The organism is Vibrio sp. D54 (assembly GCF_021728075.1).
Lineage (GTDB): Bacteria > Pseudomonadota > Gammaproteobacteria > Enterobacterales > Vibrionaceae > Vibrio > Vibrio alginolyticus.
Window position 1 is genome coordinate 285,573 of record NZ_JAKKCS010000002.1, and the last position, 16,562, is coordinate 302,134.

Annotated in this window: 18 protein-coding genes and 1 riboswitch; of the genes, 2 read left to right on the forward strand and 16 right to left on the reverse strand. The window is 44.1% G+C overall.

The window, feature by feature from the left end; all coding sequences use genetic code 11:
* Position 1: 1 nt before the first annotated feature.
* The 5 genes from L3V37_RS03930 to L3V37_RS03950 all read right to left on the reverse strand — a co-directional run bounded on the left by L3V37_RS03930 (position 2) and on the right by L3V37_RS03950 (position 3,519).
* Positions 2-358 (reverse strand): diacylglycerol kinase, encoded by a 357-nt coding sequence (locus L3V37_RS03930; RefSeq protein ID WP_017635149.1) that lies wholly within the window; start codon positions 356-358, stop codon positions 2-4.
* 127 nt (positions 359-485) lie between these two features.
* Positions 486-878, reverse strand: a complete 393-nt coding sequence (locus tag L3V37_RS03935) for a glycine zipper family protein (RefSeq protein ID WP_005373677.1) — start codon at positions 876-878, stop codon at positions 486-488.
* 119 nt (positions 879-997) lie between these two features.
* A complete protein-coding gene (locus L3V37_RS03940; RefSeq protein ID WP_017819858.1) occupies positions 998-2,296 on the reverse strand; it encodes an ATP-binding protein in 1,299 nt (432 codons plus the stop codon).
* Positions 2,296-3,009, reverse strand: a complete 714-nt coding sequence (locus L3V37_RS03945; protein ID WP_005373673.1) for a response regulator — start codon at positions 3,007-3,009, stop codon at positions 2,296-2,298. The genes L3V37_RS03940 and L3V37_RS03945 overlap by 1 nt, the downstream gene beginning before the upstream one ends.
* 213 nt (positions 3,010-3,222) lie before the next feature.
* Positions 3,223-3,519, reverse strand: coding sequence for an isoamylase early set domain-containing protein (locus L3V37_RS03950; protein WP_053349287.1), 297 nt, complete (start codon positions 3,517-3,519; stop codon positions 3,223-3,225).
* Positions 3,520-3,797: 278 nt separating this feature from the next.
* On the opposite strand from L3V37_RS03950, the gene L3V37_RS03955 reads away from it, so the two are divergent.
* Positions 3,798-4,178 carry a hypothetical protein gene (locus L3V37_RS03955; RefSeq protein ID WP_033906356.1) on the forward strand — a complete coding sequence of 127 codons (381 nt, stop codon included), beginning with the start codon at positions 3,798-3,800 and terminating at the stop codon, positions 4,176-4,178.
* An 83-nt stretch (positions 4,179-4,261) separates the two neighbouring features.
* Positions 4,262-4,861 carry a thiol:disulfide interchange protein DsbA/DsbL gene (locus tag L3V37_RS03960; protein WP_005373667.1) on the forward strand — a complete coding sequence of 200 codons (600 nt, stop codon included), beginning with the start codon at positions 4,262-4,264 and terminating at the stop codon, positions 4,859-4,861.
* 70 nt (positions 4,862-4,931) lie between these two features.
* Here the strand turns inward: L3V37_RS03960 and L3V37_RS03965 are convergent, their stop codons facing one another.
* The 11 genes from L3V37_RS03965 to L3V37_RS04015 form a co-directional block, all read right to left on the reverse strand.
* Positions 4,932-5,177 carry a hypothetical protein gene (locus L3V37_RS03965; protein ID WP_005373664.1) on the reverse strand — a complete coding sequence of 82 codons (246 nt, stop codon included), beginning with the start codon at positions 5,175-5,177 and terminating at the stop codon, positions 4,932-4,934.
* Positions 5,178-5,329: 152 nt separating this feature from the next.
* Positions 5,330-5,776 (reverse strand): DUF3429 domain-containing protein, encoded by a 447-nt coding sequence (locus tag L3V37_RS03970; protein ID WP_237305918.1) that lies wholly within the window; start codon positions 5,774-5,776, stop codon positions 5,330-5,332.
* A gap of 7 nt (positions 5,777-5,783) precedes the next feature.
* Positions 5,784-6,329: a glutathione peroxidase gene (locus L3V37_RS03975; RefSeq protein WP_237305873.1), complete on the reverse strand. Its 546-nt coding sequence runs from the start codon at positions 6,327-6,329 to the stop codon at positions 5,784-5,786.
* A gap of 105 nt (positions 6,330-6,434) precedes the next feature.
* On the reverse strand, positions 6,435-7,091 hold the full coding sequence (gene ribB / locus L3V37_RS03980; protein WP_005385579.1) for a 3,4-dihydroxy-2-butanone-4-phosphate synthase: 657 nt from the start codon (positions 7,089-7,091) through the stop codon (positions 6,435-6,437).
* Positions 7,092-7,204: 113 nt separating this feature from the next.
* Positions 7,205-7,345, reverse strand: a riboswitch (FMN riboswitch).
* Positions 7,346-7,449: 104 nt separating this feature from the next.
* Positions 7,450-8,067 carry a triacylglycerol lipase gene (locus tag L3V37_RS03985; protein ID WP_237305874.1) on the reverse strand — a complete coding sequence of 206 codons (618 nt, stop codon included), beginning with the start codon at positions 8,065-8,067 and terminating at the stop codon, positions 7,450-7,452.
* A gap of 117 nt (positions 8,068-8,184) precedes the next feature.
* Positions 8,185-10,038, reverse strand: a complete 1,854-nt coding sequence (locus tag L3V37_RS03990) for an MFS transporter (protein ID WP_237305875.1) — start codon at positions 10,036-10,038, stop codon at positions 8,185-8,187.
* Positions 10,039-10,184: 146 nt separating this feature from the next.
* Positions 10,185-10,943 carry a helix-turn-helix transcriptional regulator gene (locus tag L3V37_RS03995; protein WP_222712051.1) on the reverse strand — a complete coding sequence of 253 codons (759 nt, stop codon included), beginning with the start codon at positions 10,941-10,943 and terminating at the stop codon, positions 10,185-10,187.
* Positions 10,944-11,582 (reverse strand): HD domain-containing protein, encoded by a 639-nt coding sequence (locus L3V37_RS04000; protein WP_130546390.1) that lies wholly within the window; start codon positions 11,580-11,582, stop codon positions 10,944-10,946.
* A 248-nt stretch (positions 11,583-11,830) separates the two neighbouring features.
* Positions 11,831-13,108, reverse strand: coding sequence for a cytosine deaminase (locus tag L3V37_RS04005; protein ID WP_237305876.1), 1,278 nt, complete (start codon positions 13,106-13,108; stop codon positions 11,831-11,833).
* A 9-nt stretch (positions 13,109-13,117) separates the two neighbouring features.
* Positions 13,118-14,356 carry a cytosine permease gene (codB, locus tag L3V37_RS04010; protein WP_005373644.1) on the reverse strand — a complete coding sequence of 413 codons (1,239 nt, stop codon included), beginning with the start codon at positions 14,354-14,356 and terminating at the stop codon, positions 13,118-13,120.
* An 803-nt stretch (positions 14,357-15,159) separates the two neighbouring features.
* Positions 15,160-16,506: a magnesium transporter gene (locus L3V37_RS04015; RefSeq protein ID WP_005373641.1), complete on the reverse strand. Its 1,347-nt coding sequence runs from the start codon at positions 16,504-16,506 to the stop codon at positions 15,160-15,162.
* Positions 16,507-16,562 lie beyond the last annotated feature (56 nt).

The following is a 16,562-nucleotide window of genomic DNA, read 5'->3' on the forward strand; positions in this document are numbered from 1 at the left end:
ATTAGAGCAAGAACGAAGCCCAAATAAAAAGGGCAAGAGTTAACGCAACAAATACTGCTGCTGAGCCAATATCTTTGGCTCTACCACTGAGTTCGTGCCAGTCATCGCTAACACGGTCGACAACCGCTTCTACGGCGGAATTAATGAGTTCGACGATCAATACCAAGAACAGGCTACTGATCATCAGCACTCTTTCGTATGTGGTGACAGGAAGGAAAAAAGCACAGACGGAAAGCACCAAGGCGAGAATCAATTCTTGTCTAAAAGCGGCTTCGTGTGTCCATGCGGCTTTCAATCCTTGAAATGAATAGCCGGTCGCATCCATGACACGGCGTATACCTGTTTTACCTGGCTTCAAAATATGACCTTACTATTTAAGCATTGGGATGGAACACATATCCCAGAGAGGTAACGAGATTAATCGTTACAGCGTGAAACATTTGTGAATAGAATCCATCGCGCGATAATTTAAGAAAAGTGCTTATTTAATCAAGGTCGTAGACGGTATAGCCTTTGTTCTGGAGGCATTTACGCAATACGAGAGATTGAGTTTTGGTTGAATCATTTGTTCCACTCAAAGCACCAGCTCCAGCTCCTACAGCACCGCCGGCAGCAGCACCGACAGCCGCTCCACCTAATCCGTCTTCTAGCGCACCAGCAGCTGCGCCGATCAATGCGCCTGTAACTGCCCCATTAGTGGCTTCAGATTTCGCTGCCTCTGATTTGTCGACATTTTCTGCATAGCCTTGGCAGTAAAGAAAGTCTTGTTCATATGTACTAGGGTCAACATTGGTCATGTCGACGACAGGTTTTTGGTTGTAGGCGCAAGCTGTAAGCGTAGAAGTAAGCGCCATAATCAGGATAAAAGATTTATACATGAGTACTATCCATTTAGTGTGTGAATCTTATGGATTAAATGTACACTGTTTTATTGTTGGGCTCTGTCGCTTGAGTGTATTGAAGTGTCGTCTTCTGTAAATGGGGTAGGAAGGTTAAGTTAACTATCTGATTTTTTGAGGCTAAGTGTGAAGCAAGCTCCTCCAAGTGGGCTATGGCAAATCGAAACTTCTCCACGTTGAAGCTCCATTATCTGTCTGACAATCGCCAAACCGAGCCCAAACCCGCTCGTCTTTTTGTTGCGAGATTCATCCGCGCTGTAAAATGGTTCGAATAGATGAGGCCAATGCTTTTCTTCAATACCTATGCCATCATCATGAACATTGATGAAGCAGCGGTGCTGATCGTGTTTTATCTCTACTAAAATCTGCTTATCCGCGTACCGCATTGCATTGCGCAGCAAGTTATCTAAGGCTCGCTTTAACAATTTTGGGTCAGCAAACGCGAGAACGTTTTCTGAGTTTACTTCTTGAAGCGAAATACCGAGCGTAGTCTCTTTTTGCCATCTCTGTCGTAATTCTTTGACTAAGTTGAATAGGACGACTTCTTCTTGAGTTTGTAATGCTGTGTCAGGACGCTCCATCTTTGCGTAGTAAAGCAATTCTTCAACCATTTCTTCCATCTCGTCAATGTCTTCGACGATACTGTAAACATACTTTTTCTGTTGTTCAGTTAAGGTTGAATCCGATAACAAATCTGCTTGCCATTGTAAGCGGAAGATTGGGGTACGCAATTCATGTGCAACGGCGTTAGTTAGCATTTTATTGCTAGTGATCAAGCGAGATACTTTATCGGCCATCGTGTTAAAGCTTTTGTTTAACGTCCCAACAGACTTAGCGCTTGAGGTACTAGCTCGAGCCTTGAAGTTACCTGAGGCAAACTCAACGGTCACTCTCTCTAGCTCTCGAATCCGACGGCTTAAGAACCAGATCAACAATATGCAATACAGAGCAAATCCAGCTAAAAAGAACAACCAAACGATATTGTCATCAAAGTTGGCTGCTTTAACCACAGGGCTATTCGGATTATCGCTCATTTTAAAGATAGGCGTGCTCGCATCTAGGCGGAACCAGATATCCCTTTCTTCATCGTAAGCGACGTTAACGGAGGTATCACTTTCAAACGCCTTTTTGATGTCTGTTGGAAGCTCTTCAAGCGTATGAGGCACCAACAAACGATGGCTTGATGTGGCAAATTGTTCCAACTGTTGTTGAGTATATTCTAATCCGTGTTCTTTATAGATAGGGTAGATCAGATCGTGAAAAGCTTGACCCTCATGCTCTTGTAACAGGTAGTCATAATCTGTGTTGATCTCATAAACTAAGAACTCGTATCCCCACAAGCTAGCCATAAACAGAATGATAAGGCCAACAAAGCTTTCCAGATAAATCCGTCTCATTATTCATTCCATGCATCAGGCATAAATAGGTAGCCTTTGCCGCGAACGGTAATGATTTTTTGTGGTGAGCAAGAAGCATCGCCTAGCTTCTTTCTCAGTGTCACTATGCGATTATCAATGGTGCGGTCTGTTCCATCGTATTCAATACCACGCAGTGTTTTGGTCAGCCACTCGCGTGATAGTGTTTTTTCAGCATGCGTTGCAAGAACCCACAACAAATCGAACTCGCCGTCTGTCAGCGCAATTTCTTCTTGGTTCATTACGCACGATTTACGTAGTCGGTTTAAACACAGAACACCAATTTGTAGGCCGTTTTCGGACTCGGTAGGCGCCGCCTCTTTTCTTCTTAATAGCATGCGAATACGAGCCAGCAATACGCGAGGTTTGATGGGTTTAGTAACAAAGTCATCTGCGCCTATTTCTAATGCGGCGACATGATCGAAGTCATCATCACTTGCTGTTAGCATCAACACTTTGCCTTTGTAGCATTCTCGGATTTGACGACATACACTCAGACCATCTTGCCCGGGTAGCATCAAATCTAACAGCACCACGTCTGGTTGTGTGTCAATAATCGCATTGGGTGCGTCCGTCCCATTGTCGATACATTTGACCTGAAAACCTTGTTCAACAAAATACTCACCCAACATAGTTTGTAATTTGGGATCGTCTTCCACAATGATTAGAGATGGTTTGATTTGTTGTGCGTTCATTTAAGTGATGTATACAATATTTAATATCAATGGAACTTAAACAAATTTACGAATTATTTCAAATAAAGCTTTCTCAGAATAAGGTTATCGGATGAGTTAATTGGATAAAATTGCCAATTAATGATTTAAATCTAATCACCAATCACATTTCGAGAGATGTAAAAAGGCGCAACGTTTGCGCCTAGGTATGGAATCTTAAAGCGAAATTACCGCTTATTCGGTGGTACATACGACGCTGTTGTCGCTGCCAAATGCATTTGGAACGTAAGCATCAGCTTGTGGGTCATTTTCCCACTTCGCGTCATCGAGCAAGTAACGGAACTGAACATTCCGCGCTTTAGGTAAGCGGGTTTTAAATTTAAACTGACGACTTTTCTTCACTAATTTCATCGGTTCTGGCTGCCAGTTGTTGAAGTCTCCAGCAATTTGGACAGAGTCCCACTGATCTTTATCTAGCTCGAACGTGACTTCGACTTCATCTTTTGTCTTAAAGAATCTTTTTTTAAGCATTGATCTTTCCTTGTTCGTACAAAAACTGTTCTAACTATTACTCGTGTTTCATAATGATTTCAAGTTTTATAGAATTGTTGCTGGTATCTGATGAGGGGAGTATCCGAACGGTGAATAGCTCGTTGTGCTGGTTTCGTGTACTGAGGGAGCGTTAGAGAGAAAATTCACTAGCCTAAAATAGTCAAAGAACAGAGTTTGTTAGCGAGCCGAGAGTCCGTATCTTGAAGTCAAACCGTTATCATGTATTATCTTAAATCACCATTTTACTTGATGTAGCTATGTTGAAGTTTAACCGTACATTGTTGACTGCGATAGTTTGCTTAGTTGCTATGCTTTTGAGTAGTGTCGCTCCTGTGGCGCAGGCTTCCGCTCCGATGAAAACAATTGAAGTACGCGATCTTATTGTTCAACAGGCTGCTCTGCACAAACAACTTGGCGTCAACGACGACTGCGTAGAATCACATCACGATGAGTCAGCCATCAATAAGGCACAACAATCTCACACGAGTTGTAGCTCTTCCTGCATGGTCAAAATTCCCGCCAACTTATCTCAAAACGACTTACTGCTTCTTCCTTATAGCCTTGCCTTGATTGGTAGGCCTCTAGTCGAAAAAGTAGTGACTGTGATCACCAAGCTTTATCGTCCTCCGATTGTTTAATTCCTCATCTCAAATTACTTGGGGTTTACCCCTTTTTACCAAATGAAATGATTTGGCATTTGAATGCCACAAGGAAATAAACAATGAAAAAACTACTTGCCTTATGTAGTGCACTTTTACTGACTTTTACCGCTCATGCAGCGCAATTTGAAGAAGGGAAGCACTACAAAGTTCTGGATGTTAAGAAAGCATCGAAACCTGTTGTGACGGAATTCTTTTCTTTTTATTGCCCACATTGCTACAAGTTTGAGTCGCTTATTGAGCGTTTAAAACCTGCTCTGCCAAAAGAGGCAAAGTTTGAAAAGGTACATGTGGGGTTCATGGGCGGAGATATGGCGATTCCGATGGCCAAGTCCTACGCGACGATGGTGTCGCTCGGGGTTGAAGATACAATGATTCCTGCCATGTTTGCCCAAATTCATCAAAAGCGACAAGCGCCAAAAGACGAAGCTGAGCTGAAACAACTCTTCGTTGATAATGGCGTAGAAGGTAAGAAGTTTGATGCGGCTTACAACAGTTTCGCCGTAAACTCAATGCAGAAAGGTTTTGATAAGCAATTCTCTGCTAGCACGTTAAGAGGGGTTCCGGGTGTGGTTGTGAACAATAAATACATTGTTTTGGCCAACGAAATTCGTACTTACGACGAGTACAATCAATTAGTTAATTACTTATTGACGCTGTAACTGTAAATAGCATTGATGCTTAAAAATGGCGACGGTAGAGTCGCCATTTTTTATGCTTATCACACTCGTATTATCTAAGAACGCTTGTACATGCTTGAGTCGGAACACTAGTCATAAATATGGCATGCGGATAAAACAAGCTAGCAGCAGTGATTGCAACATTACATGGCTGAGCAATCGTGGTTTTAATCACATTGGTAAGCACGGCACCTGTATTATTTACTGTTTGAGCGGCGGCTTGTTGTGCCTGGTAAGACACGCAACCTGTCGTTGCATTGATCATCGCAGTGCTAAACAAAAGTTTGCGAAAAAACATATTCATATCCTTTGTGAATGCTTTGAATTACTTATATGTGGATTGATTCATAAATGAAACAAAACAGTGTTCAAAATATGTGTGCATTCACGAAATGAACATTGTTTTATAAAAAGACGTTTTTTTGTGATCTTAGTACTGGACAGACCAGGTTATGAAACTAAAGCCAATCCGTGCATTACGATTACGCCGAAGGTCAGTTTGCTCCTCATTCCTTGATATCCCTTGGGCTCGGCGTCTTGTTCGACTTTCCTCACGAGCTTTTCTGCATACCAAACAGCAAGGTACCCAATTGCTAAGAGTAGGGTTGCGACTGCGTAATGTTTGTGGCCCTGCAGTAATGCGCCCCAAGCCAGTAAGACAAAAAGGTTGCTGAGAATTAATATATTTCGGCTAAGGCGGTGGTAGTAATGCTCAATGCCATTACCCCAAAGGATGCCGGATAAAAAACTTAATATAACGGCGCTATATGCGATGAAAAATTGCTGACCACTTAAATTGAAGAGTGAGATGTCAGTGAAAATCAGCCCTAAACTAAACACAAATGGAACCAGGCCTAAGTAACCGAGTTGTAGCATGGTTGAGCGTGTTGTCATGATCGTCACCTTATAATTGTTGCTCTATCATATTGGTAAGCGTAGTACTTGTCGGTGATGTGGAGCTTGGAAAAGTCGCAATAACTTTACCTTCAGAGCTAATTAGAAACTTGTAGAAGTTCCATTTTGGTTTTATGCCTGCTTGGTTGGTAATTTGGTTGAAGACTGGGTTCGCATCTACACCTAATACTGAAGAGCGAGCCATCATTGGAAAGGTGACCCCGTAATCGAGATAACAGACTTTCGCTGTGTTTGTTTCGCTTCCTCTATCTTGTCGAAAGTCATTGCTCGGGAAACCGATAACGGTGAAGTTTTGGTCTTTGTAAATTTGATAGAGGGTTTCTAACTGTTCGAACTGAGGAGTGAAGCTGCACTGGCTTGCTGTATTGACGATTAGTAGTGTCTTTCCCTTAAAGCTTTCGCATAGATCGACTTCTTCCGTTGAGTTTAACAACCTTTGCTTACCTTGAAGAATATCAGGGCACTCAGATGCAAGAGCAAGCGAATTCATGGAGAGAAAGCTAACGAGAGCGGCGAAGTTCAGTAATCCTTTCATGGTGTTGTTCCCCTTGTTTTCAATAAGTATAACTACTTAAGTGCAAAGAGGATCGATCAAAAAAGCCGCACAAATGCGCGGCTTTTTTCAAGAGCTGAGATCTGACTATGCCAGTTTCAACTCGAACTGGTTCAGGTACATTACCATGTCTTCAATCGTCAGTACCGGCATGTTGTGCAGGCGACCGAATGCTACGATCTCCGGTGCCTTTGCCATCGTGCCATCTGGATTGGTCACTTCACACAGTACGCCAGCGGGTTGAAGCCCTGCCATTTGCATCAGATCAATCGTACCTTCTGTGTGACCACGGCGAGTCATTACACCACCTGGACGTGCGCGCAGAGGGAATACGTGACCCGGGCGAGCAAGATCTTCCGGTTTTGCGTGCGGGTTTGCCGCCGTTTTAATGGTCGTTACGCGGTCTGCTGCTGAAACACCCGTTGTTACACCAACTTTCGCTTCAATAGAAACCGTAAATGCGGTTTGGTTTGCGCTGTTGTTGTTTACCACCATTGGAGGCAGTTCCAGTTTGTCTGCTTGAACATCTGTTAAGCACAAACAAACGATGCCGCTACATTCGCGGATCATCAATGCCATTTGCTCGTTAGTGAGGTGCTCGACTGAATAAATGATATCGCCTTCGTTTTCGCGATCTTCATCATCAAGAAGCAGTACGCCACGGCCTTCTTTTAAAGCGATAAGTGCGTTTTCAACGCGAGTAATTGGGTCGCCGAATTCGGCAAGTAGTGATGACTGATTCATGGTTAACTCCTAAATTTCACCAGAATCAGGGCGGTATGAGAGATCGCCGTAAAATACGATCAAAAAGAAGTGCACCAGCATTCTTAGCGATCTGACTCGCTATGCTGGTGTATTCTTATTCTCTTTCATCCGGACTATAACCGTCGGCTCTGGCATCTCACCAGATCTGCTGACCTCGACGAATCGAGCGCTCGCGGGCTCACTTGAAAAAGTATACCGCCGGTGGGGAATTTCGCCCCGCCCTGAGAACAATTAAAAATGTACCACTTCATCCAAGTTGTGAAGAAGTGGAGCTAGGATAGTACTGCGAACTGAATAGCTTGGAAAGTCGATTCCATCTGTATGATGGAAAAGTGTGCTATCGACGGAAATAATCTGTGCGAATAAAGTGATCAATCTGCTGCGGCACGAAGGTGTTGTAAATCAGACTCGTATGCGTTTGCTTCACTTCGATATGATCTTGCATACCGTCCAGTCTTGTCTCTTCTACGGTAACGGTACCGTCCGACATGGTGTTGTCATTACGGATCAACAATGGGCGAGCGCCAATCGGCATCGTTCCTGCGATACTGCCGAGTTTTTGAGGGAAATCCCAAGCGTCATCATGTTTGTTTAATCCGTGGTGTGGCGAATTGCCTAAAATTGCACCCAATCCGAGATCTTGAATTCGGCCTACAATGGACGCGCCTTTAAGAGGCGAACCGATAGCGACAACATGAGAGATTAAGTTAGTGCTCGGTTTTCTGTTGGCGAGATAGCGCTTAATCATCAAGCCTCCCAAGCTGTGTCCCACGAGCACGTTTATGGTCAGTGGATTAAGCGAATGATCAATAGAATCAAACAGTGAAGACTCATCGATAGCAACAGTGTTATAGCTGAGTACTTGCGTTTCGTATCCGAGTTTTCTCAGCTTTTGGCTAAGAGGCTGCATGACCAGCCCATGCATATAAAGACCATGTAAGATGATGATTTTCATAATACCTCCTAGATTTATGACGTCGTAGATATCCTACTCTAATTAACAAAGAACTACTTGTGCTTTGTGGTGCATATTTACGTTTTGCTGCAAAGTTTGACTGCTGTAGCAAGCGACTCAGCCCAGTAAATCCTGTACTTGTTGTTGCAATTGATGACGATTTAAAGACGCAGGACTTAACACTTCACCGATAACAACATCCACTTTTGACCAAAAACGAGTCGGTCGTTTTGTGAGAGCATGTCCGCCTTTGTGGCTGAAAAAAGAACCCCAAAGCCCTTTTAACGCCATAGGGATGACAGGTACAGGGTTACGTTCGAGGATTTTCTCTACACCAGGGCGAAACTCACCCAATTGACCGTTAGACGTTAAACGACCCTCAGGGAAGATACAGACAACCTCACCGTCGTTAAGTGCTTGTTCAATCTGCTCAAATGCTCGTCGGTAAGTGTCGGCACACTTACGTGGAGAACAGATCGGGATAACACCGGCATGACGGAATACATATTTAAGAACAGGTAGCTCGCTGATGGACTTGTCCATCACAAAACGAACCGGGCGAGTAGAGGTTCCCATCAAAATCAACGCATCGACATAGCTAACATGGTTAGCCACGATTAACGCAGCACCTTGTTCAGGAATATGTTGGCGCCCCTTTACAGACACACGATACATACAATGGCTGAGTAAATAACTGATAAAGCGTTGTGTAAATTCTGGAACTTGACGATAGACATAGATTGCCACGAAGAAGTTACCTATTGCCATCATGGCAAACAGTTCCACAATAGAAAGCTCTAGTACGCTGAGTACAACGATCGAAACCAAAGCAGACACCACCATAAACAACGCATTCATGATGTTGTTAGCAGCAATGGCACGTGCACATTCCCCTTTGTTTGAACGCGATTGGATGAACGCATAAAGAGGAACAATAAAGACACCGCCGCTTACACCAACAAGGAACAGGTCAATCATGACGCGCAGATGTTTGGATTCAGCAACGAAGCTTTGCACATCATAAAAGTGCACCGGAAGTGATGGATAACTTGGGACTGCCCATAGCAAGTCGACGCCAAAGACTGTCAGACCAAGGATACCGAATGGCAAAATACCAAGCTCAACGTGGTTGAAAGAGAGCTTTTCACACAACCAAGAGCCTGTAGCGATACCAATGGAAAACAATGCCAACAGTAAAGAAACGACAGTGCTGTCTGCAAACAAATGTTCACGCGCAAAGTTAGGGAATTGAGTCAGGTAAGTCGCACCCATGAACCAAAACCAACTGATGGCTAGAATAGACATCCAAATGCCTCTCTGTTTTTTTGCCACTTTTAACGTGTTTTTTAAACCAGAAATCGGTTCAAACTTCGCTTTGTCAGTCGATTGGCTAGGCATCGTTGGAATGTTCACACTGCTCATAAACCCGAGCAAAGACAAGGCAATCACGACGCAAGAAGCAATCAAGGTGCCATTAGGAATAGCTAGCAGCAGGCCTGCGCTAAGCGTACCTATAAGAATCGAAAGGAACGTGCCCATTTCAACCCAAGCATTTCCTTTAACAAGCTCATTTGGTTTGAGCGCTTGTGGTAGCAAGGCGTATTTCACGGGACCAAAATAGGCCGATTGAGTGCCTGTCATAAACAGCAGAACCAGCATCAGCATGGCACTTTGGGTGGCAATAGCGGTTGCTGCGCAAGACATGATAGCCAGCTCGATGAGCTTTAGACGTCGGATTAATTTGGCTTTGTCCATGCTGTCAGCGACGGCACCAGCATGCGCTGAGAATAGAAAGAAAGGTAGGATGAATAAGCCTGCCGCCAAATTAACGAATAGATTGACGGATATTGGTAGGTTATCAATTTGGCTGTATGTCACCATCAATAACAGAACGTTTTTGTAGATGTTGTCATTGAGTGCGCCAAGGCATTGCGTCACAAAGTAAGGAAAAAAGCGTTTTGAGAAAAACATACGGGCCCCGATTAAACAAAGTCGAATGAGATGGGAACACTTTATGCTCAATGAACGATTAAACCAGCTTTCTCTTTCAAGTGACGTTGTATGCCACCAAAAGTAACGAAATTCGTTACTTTTATTTCCATTTGTTTATTGAGTTACTAATTGCGAGACTTATTGGTGAGTTTTCTTTCCCATGGTTCAAACAAAGGGAACGTCCAGCGACGCATCGCAATAATCAGAGAGGTGCCGTGTTTTTCGTCCATATCGAGAGAGCTATCACTTTGGCAAGCCTGATAAAACTCATCGATGACCTTTTGCAGTTTCTGTTGTAGCTTCTTGTTGCTTGGTACACTCATCAGTCCTGTTGCCATGGAGAACTTTTCATCTTCACCAGAAAAGTAGCTTTGGAAAAAGGCGTCTTGAACTTGCTGTTGGAAGAACCGTTGAATAGGGCCGCCCATCTGCCACTTAAATGTCGGAGATATACGCAAACGAATTTTGTTATTTGGCTGCAAGTCGATGATGTTCAGACGATCCAAATGAGCAAGCTTTTGCACCAGTTCAAACTCATTGAAGGTGTATTGCTGAACGATTTGCTCAAACTGATAGCCATTTACAACACAGATTGCCACGAGTAGCAGGGCTTTATCATCAACCAACTGCTTTTCTTGCTCTAACGTTAGCGACTCTAGACCTTTATTGTGCGCAGCCGCGATCTTAAACAGTTCCGCCATTTCTAAACCAATCAATTGGCAAATGCGTTCTAAGCGTTCAAGACTAATGTGTTGACCTTCAGCGAGTAAACGTTTGACGCTTCCTTCACTTAAATCAAGGTGTTGTGCAACATCGGCATAATGCAGCCCAGCTAACTTTAGTTGGCGTTTAAGCTCTTTAATTAACGTATAGCTTTCTGACATTTACGCTGTTACCTCGTCGTGTAACTGCTCTAGGTACGTTTGCATAAAGGTTTTGCGTTTTTGCGCTTCGCGTCTTGCTGACTCTGTGTTCATGGTTTCAGCGATTTTGAATAACTTGGTTTGAAAGTGATCCAGAGTGAATTGTTTATCGTTAAGTTCACGTTCTTCGGCAAATATATCGCTGTCGTTGTAAAGTTGCGCGTTAAATTGAGTGCTGACTTGAATGCATCGCGTCAAGCCAATTGCGCCTAAAGCGTCCAGACGGTCGGCATCTTGGACGATTTTGGCTTCCAACGTATTTGGCCTGATGTTTGCGCTAAAGCTGTGTGCCTCTATCGCATGAGCAATGGCATCATGATATTGCTGCGGATAATCGATACTCTCTAAAAATGCGACCGCTTTTTTGGCTGCGATGATTGAGCTCTCTTTGCGATTTGGGTGATCTTTCGGGTAAGTAAAGCAATCATGCAAATAGGCAGCCGGTAATACAATCGCGATGTCTGCATTTTCTTCTTTGCAGAGCTGTTTCGCTGTTTTGACCACGCGTTTTACGTGTTTAAGATCATGAGCTGCATCTACTTGCATCTCTTGCTGCATAAATTCCAAAAATTGCGGTTCTATCTGGCTTAATGACGTCATGGTTCATATCTACAACTAAAATGAAGTCAGAAGTATGCCCAACGCTTAGAATAATTTCCAAGTGCGATGGTGTAATTGAGATTCAGCCACCAGAACCTTGTGCAACGTTTGGTACTGAGCCGTTTTATATGGCCTTTCAATGTGTTCAGTAGTTTATGAGACAAGAATAGACAGAGCGAGCAGTGATGTTTACCAGTAGAAAAAAGGCCTGACGATGTCGTCAGGCCTTTTTCGTTTCGCCGATCTTTTTAGCGTTTGAACGTTACTTGCTCTGCTTGTTCAAGATGAATATGAGTTGTCGCAGGCTGTGTTTCTGCAATCACTTTACCGTGACGAACAGAGTAACGAACCGGCACTTGGCGACGTACTGCGTCAAAACCATCTTCTGCGGGAAGAATCAGTAAACTACCTGGTTTGCCTTCTTCAATGCCGTGCTTGTCTTGAATGTTCAGTGTACGTGCTGAATTGTTGCTGATCAGATCCAGTGAGTTGTTGATTTGGTCGTAACCCATCACCTGACACACGTGCAGACCCATATGCAGCACTTGCAGCATGTTTGCAGTGCCTAGTGGGTACCAAGGGTCAAATACATCATCGTGTCCAAAGCAGACGTTGATGTTGGCATTCAGCATCTCTTTCACTCGTGTTACGCCGCGACGTTTTGGGTAATCATCAAAACGGCCTTGTAAGTGAATGTTCACCAATGGATTTGCCACGAAGTTGATACCGGACATGCGTAATAAACGGAACAGGCGAGATGCGTATGCACCGTTGTAGGAACCCATCGCTGTGGTGTGACTGGCCGTGACTTTATTCCCCATATCAAACTTGTGCGCTAATGCTGCCAGTGTTTCAACGAAGCGAGATTGCTCGTCATCGATTTCATCACAATGCACGTCGATCAGGCGGTCGTATTTTTGCGCTAACTCGAATACGTAGTGCAGCGATTCAATGCCATATTCGCGTGTGAATTCAAAGTGTGGAATCGCGCCAATCACGTCCGCACCTAATTTGACGGCTTCTTCTAGCAGCTCTTTGCCATTTGGGTAAGAGAGAATTCCTTCCTGCGGGAAGGCGACGATTTGGATATCTACCCATTCTTTCATCTCTTCACGCACTTCTACCATCGCTTTTAGGGCAATTAGGGTAGGGTCTGAAACATCGACGTGGGTACGAACGTGTTGTACGCCGTTTGCTATCTGCCATTTTAAGGTTTGTTTTGCGCGCGCTTTCACGTCTTCAATCGACAGCATTTCTTTGCGCTCAGCCCAACGTTCAATACCCTCAAACAATGTGCCAGAGATGTTCCAGCTTGGCTCGCCTGCGGTTTGAGTTGTATCTAAGTGAATGTGTGGCTCGCAGAAAGGCGCAACCGCCATACCTCCTTCAGCATCGATGATGTCACCGTTATGACTAAGCTCCACATCGTTGCTTTCAATGCGCTTGAATTGACCATCTTCAATCAAAATTTGCTGCAGACCTTCTTGTCCTTTTAGCGTTACGTTTTTGATCAGTAGTGTTGTCATGATGGTTCCTTACGCTGGCTGTGTAGCCAGTGCTTTTTTGTTAAGAATAGGATTAAGAATCAGAAAGCTAATTGCGCCGCCAAGTACTGCGTTAATCGGCACTACGCCAGGCAGGAAGTGTCCCGCACCAACGCCAATCACGACAGCGATAATGCCAGCCCAGTTAACGTTTTGGAATTGGGCGGCTTCAAAGTTTGCGTAGCGTTTACGGTTCGTGAAGAAGTCAGCGATGATCACGCCGCCAATCGGTGGAATTGCCAAAGATAAGAAGGTCAGCCAGCCAACAAAGTTATTGTAGAGCCAGAGAGCGCAAAGTGTGCCAACAAGACCGTTCGCCATTGAGATGTATTTACTTGGTAAGCCTGTGATGTTGGAAAATCCAAGACCCGATGCGTAGAGCGCGTTGTCGTTGGTCGTCCAGATGTTCAAGCCAAGAACGATGATAGCTGGAATAAGAAGACCTTGCGCGATCATCACTTCAGAGATGTCTGATTGACCCGTCACCGACGCACCTGCCGCGCCAAAGATAAACATTAACGAGTTACCGATGAAAAATGCCACCATGGTGATCATCACGGCGCTGCGCGGCTTTTTACCAAAGCGTACGAAATCCGCCGTTAATGTACCAGCACTGACAAAAGAGCCGACAACCATCGCGAGAGCTATTGAAAAATCGAGTGGCTCGGTTGGTTGAACCTGTTGTAGTTCGCTTATACCGCCAACACTATTTACTGCCTCGATGACAGAGTAGCCGCCAAGTAGCGCAATGGCAGGAACGGCAATTGCTGACAACACCATCAGTGCGGAGATGCCAAAGTAAACGGTCGCGGTCATGAGCAAACCGGAGACGAGGATCAAAGTATTGGTATCGATGCCCGTTGCTTTGTGCACCGGAATCGCAAACATCGCGACACCAACTCCAAACCACCCAACTTGAGTACCGCCAAGAAGAGCAGAAGGAAGCCAAGAGCCTTTAGAACCAAAAGAGAAACGAGCAAGAAGGTGAGTAGAGAGACCAGTAGACGCGCCGATGTAACCGAGGAAAGAAGTGTAAATACCGAGGATTAGGTTACCGATGAGAACAGCGAGGAAAAAATCATTAAAGGAGAGCCCAGTACCGAGAGAACCCCCAGTCCACATACTTGCGGAGAAAAAAGTGAGTCCTAACATCACCATGGTTAGTGACGCCACGCCTTTTCTGGCCGTGTTGGGAACTGGTCCAAGACTGTAGTTATTGTCTCCAGCCATTATTACCTCCGCACATTGAAATATTAAATTATAGCACCTGATTTTCAGGCAAACGGCGCGTATTATCGTGATGTAAATTTAATAGTCAATGATAAAATTGCAATTTAAACGTTTGCTTGGTTTTTTATGTATTTTTTTCTTTTGATAACAATGGTTTAGTTTTTAAATTCTAAAAGTGGAAAGTTTGTTTTTACGTATTTTCTATGATTTATAGACAGGTTTTCTATGTAAAATGAATGTTTTGAATTGCTATTTATTTTTATGGATTAAATTTATCTATAACTCTGAATTGTTCAGTCGATTTCTATGAAAAGAAAACGTTTCCATGATGAGATTTTTGGTTTGGACGTTATTTGTTCTTTCTTGGGTGTATTTTCTTGGTTTTATTTTATGTAGGTGATTTGTTTTTGTTGAAGCTGGCATTTCTAATGGTTTAGTGGGCGAATATTTGAATTTTATAAACAGTAAACAATCTGTTGTGGGTAAGAAAAGTACAACCGAGCTCGGTCAGAGGATAAGAGGGCAATAGCCACATAAAAAAATAGCCAACCGCAAAGAGTGCGATTGGCTTATATACATGTGAACAAAATAAAGTTCACTAACAACGTCAGTTGGCTAGGTGACCCTCGGCTTAAGAAGGGTCGATTTATATAATGCAGTTACTGTGCCAACTTTAATATGCCCTAAAATACGTAGTTTCTGTGACATGCGTTGCTTAAAGTTTGAGTATGTTTGCAATTTGCAACTGCGTTATGCAATTTGACTCTATTATGCTAATGATTGATTAATAAACAATGAACCTTTTAAAGCATGACTAAACTCGCGGTTCCTAAAAAGGCGAAAAAACCAACGACATCTGTCACTGTTGTTAGAATCACCGAGCCAGCCAAAGCGGGGTCCAATTTAAACTTATCCAGAATGATGGGAATCAGCACACCAAATAAAGCTGCGGTAATAATATTGACGATAATGGCCAGCGCGATGGTCCCACCTAGAACCGGAGATTGAAACCACAATCCGGCGAGCCCGCCGATGATTAACGCCCAAGCAATGCCGTTCAGAGAGCCAATACCCAACTCATTTTTCAATAGCTTGAAACGGTTACCTGGGGTGATCTGATTAAGCGCCATCGCACGAATCATTAGAGTGAGCGTTTGGCTGCCAGCAATGCCCCCCATGGATGCAACAATTGGCATGAGCACCGCCAAAGCCACCACCTGCGCAATTACATCTTCAAATAGTCCGATAGTGACAGACGCCAAAATCGCAGTAAGCAAATTGATGCCTAACCAAACACCGCGCTTTTGCGAGCTTTTTAATACTGGCGCAAACAAGTCATCGCCTTCATCCATACCTGTACCGGCCATCAAACGTGCTTCGTAGATTTCACGCTGTGTACTCAATGCAAACTGCCAATCGACTTCACCGATCAGTGTTTGGTCTGCATCAGTTACAGGGAGAGCGGGCAGTGTGCTGTGTTCTAATGCCTCTACCGCTTCAGGAAGCATCATTTTACTGTCTAGAACCGTCACAGCCTCAATAACGAGTGTTTTTAAGCGAGTATCGGGGTCACCACGTAAGATATCGAAGTAGTTGACCGTTCCACGATACTGTTTATTACGATTAATCAGATACACCTGTTGAGGCGTGTCGTAGCTATAGCGCTCCATTAACTGCTTAGCTGTCCCAATCGTAATGTTGAAGGGCAGGGTGATGATCTTACGTTCAGCCCAGTGGCCGAGTTCTTCATCAGCATACTCGTTTGCTTGATCGTAAAGTTCCAACTCATCTTTTTCTATCAACGAGAGCGCTTCGTTGATGATCGACTCTGGCAACGAATCGGCCCATTCGATGAGCGACAAGTTGTCGAGTTTAGCGAGAGTGAGCTTTAGCTCGACTTCAGATAACGCATTGATGATAGAGAAACGTACGTCCGCACGCATTTCCGTTAACACGTCGATATGTAGCTCTAGTGGTAAAGCTCGCCATAAGCGAACACGATCGTCGATTGGAAATGCTTCTAGAATCAGGGCAACCGCGCCGGGCTCGAGGCCCGCTTCAATAGATTCATTGAGCGTTGCGACTTGATCCGCTTCTTCGGCTTGGCCAATTTGCTGGATTAGAGTGGAGAGATCTTGAAACTTGCTCACCGAGTACCCCGATAGTTAATTCGTTTTATGGAAGTATGGCATGTTATTGAGATGCA

Bases quoted from the DNA above. Each gene is read 5' to 3' on its own strand.
- L3V37_RS03940 (WP_017819858.1), bottom strand. From the start codon at position 2,296: ATGAGACGGATTTATCTGGAAAGCTTTGTTGGCCTTATCATTCTGTTT.
- L3V37_RS03985 (WP_237305874.1), bottom strand. From the start codon at position 8,067: ATGAAAATCATCATCTTACATGGTCTTTATATGCATGGGCTGGTCATG.
- ribB (WP_005385579.1), bottom strand. From the start codon at position 7,091: ATGAATCAGTCATCACTACTTGCCGAATTCGGCGACCCAATTACTCGC.
- L3V37_RS03955 (WP_033906356.1), top strand. From the start codon at position 3,798: ATGTTGAAGTTTAACCGTACATTGTTGACTGCGATAGTTTGCTTAGTT.
- L3V37_RS03945 (WP_005373673.1), bottom strand. From the start codon at position 3,009: ATGAACGCACAACAAATCAAACCATCTCTAATCATTGTGGAAGACGAT.
- codB (WP_005373644.1), bottom strand. From the start codon at position 14,356: ATGGCTGGAGACAATAACTACAGTCTTGGACCAGTTCCCAACACGGCC.
- L3V37_RS03965 (WP_005373664.1), bottom strand. From the start codon at position 5,177: ATGTTTTTTCGCAAACTTTTGTTTAGCACTGCGATGATCAATGCAACG.
- L3V37_RS03960 (WP_005373667.1), top strand. From the start codon at position 4,262: ATGAAAAAACTACTTGCCTTATGTAGTGCACTTTTACTGACTTTTACC.
- L3V37_RS04005 (WP_237305876.1), bottom strand. From the start codon at position 13,108: ATGACAACACTACTGATCAAAAACGTAACGCTAAAAGGACAAGAAGGT.
- L3V37_RS03995 (WP_222712051.1), bottom strand. From the start codon at position 10,943: ATGTCAGAAAGCTATACGTTAATTAAAGAGCTTAAACGCCAACTAAAG.
- L3V37_RS03990 (WP_237305875.1), bottom strand. From the start codon at position 10,038: ATGTTTTTCTCAAAACGCTTTTTTCCTTACTTTGTGACGCAATGCCTT.
- L3V37_RS04000 (WP_130546390.1), bottom strand. From the start codon at position 11,582: ATGACGTCATTAAGCCAGATAGAACCGCAATTTTTGGAATTTATGCAG.
- L3V37_RS03950 (WP_053349287.1), bottom strand. From the start codon at position 3,519: ATGCTTAAAAAAAGATTCTTTAAGACAAAAGATGAAGTCGAAGTCACG.
- L3V37_RS03975 (WP_237305873.1), bottom strand. From the start codon at position 6,329: ATGAAAGGATTACTGAACTTCGCCGCTCTCGTTAGCTTTCTCTCCATG.
- L3V37_RS03935 (WP_005373677.1), bottom strand. From the start codon at position 878: ATGTATAAATCTTTTATCCTGATTATGGCGCTTACTTCTACGCTTACA.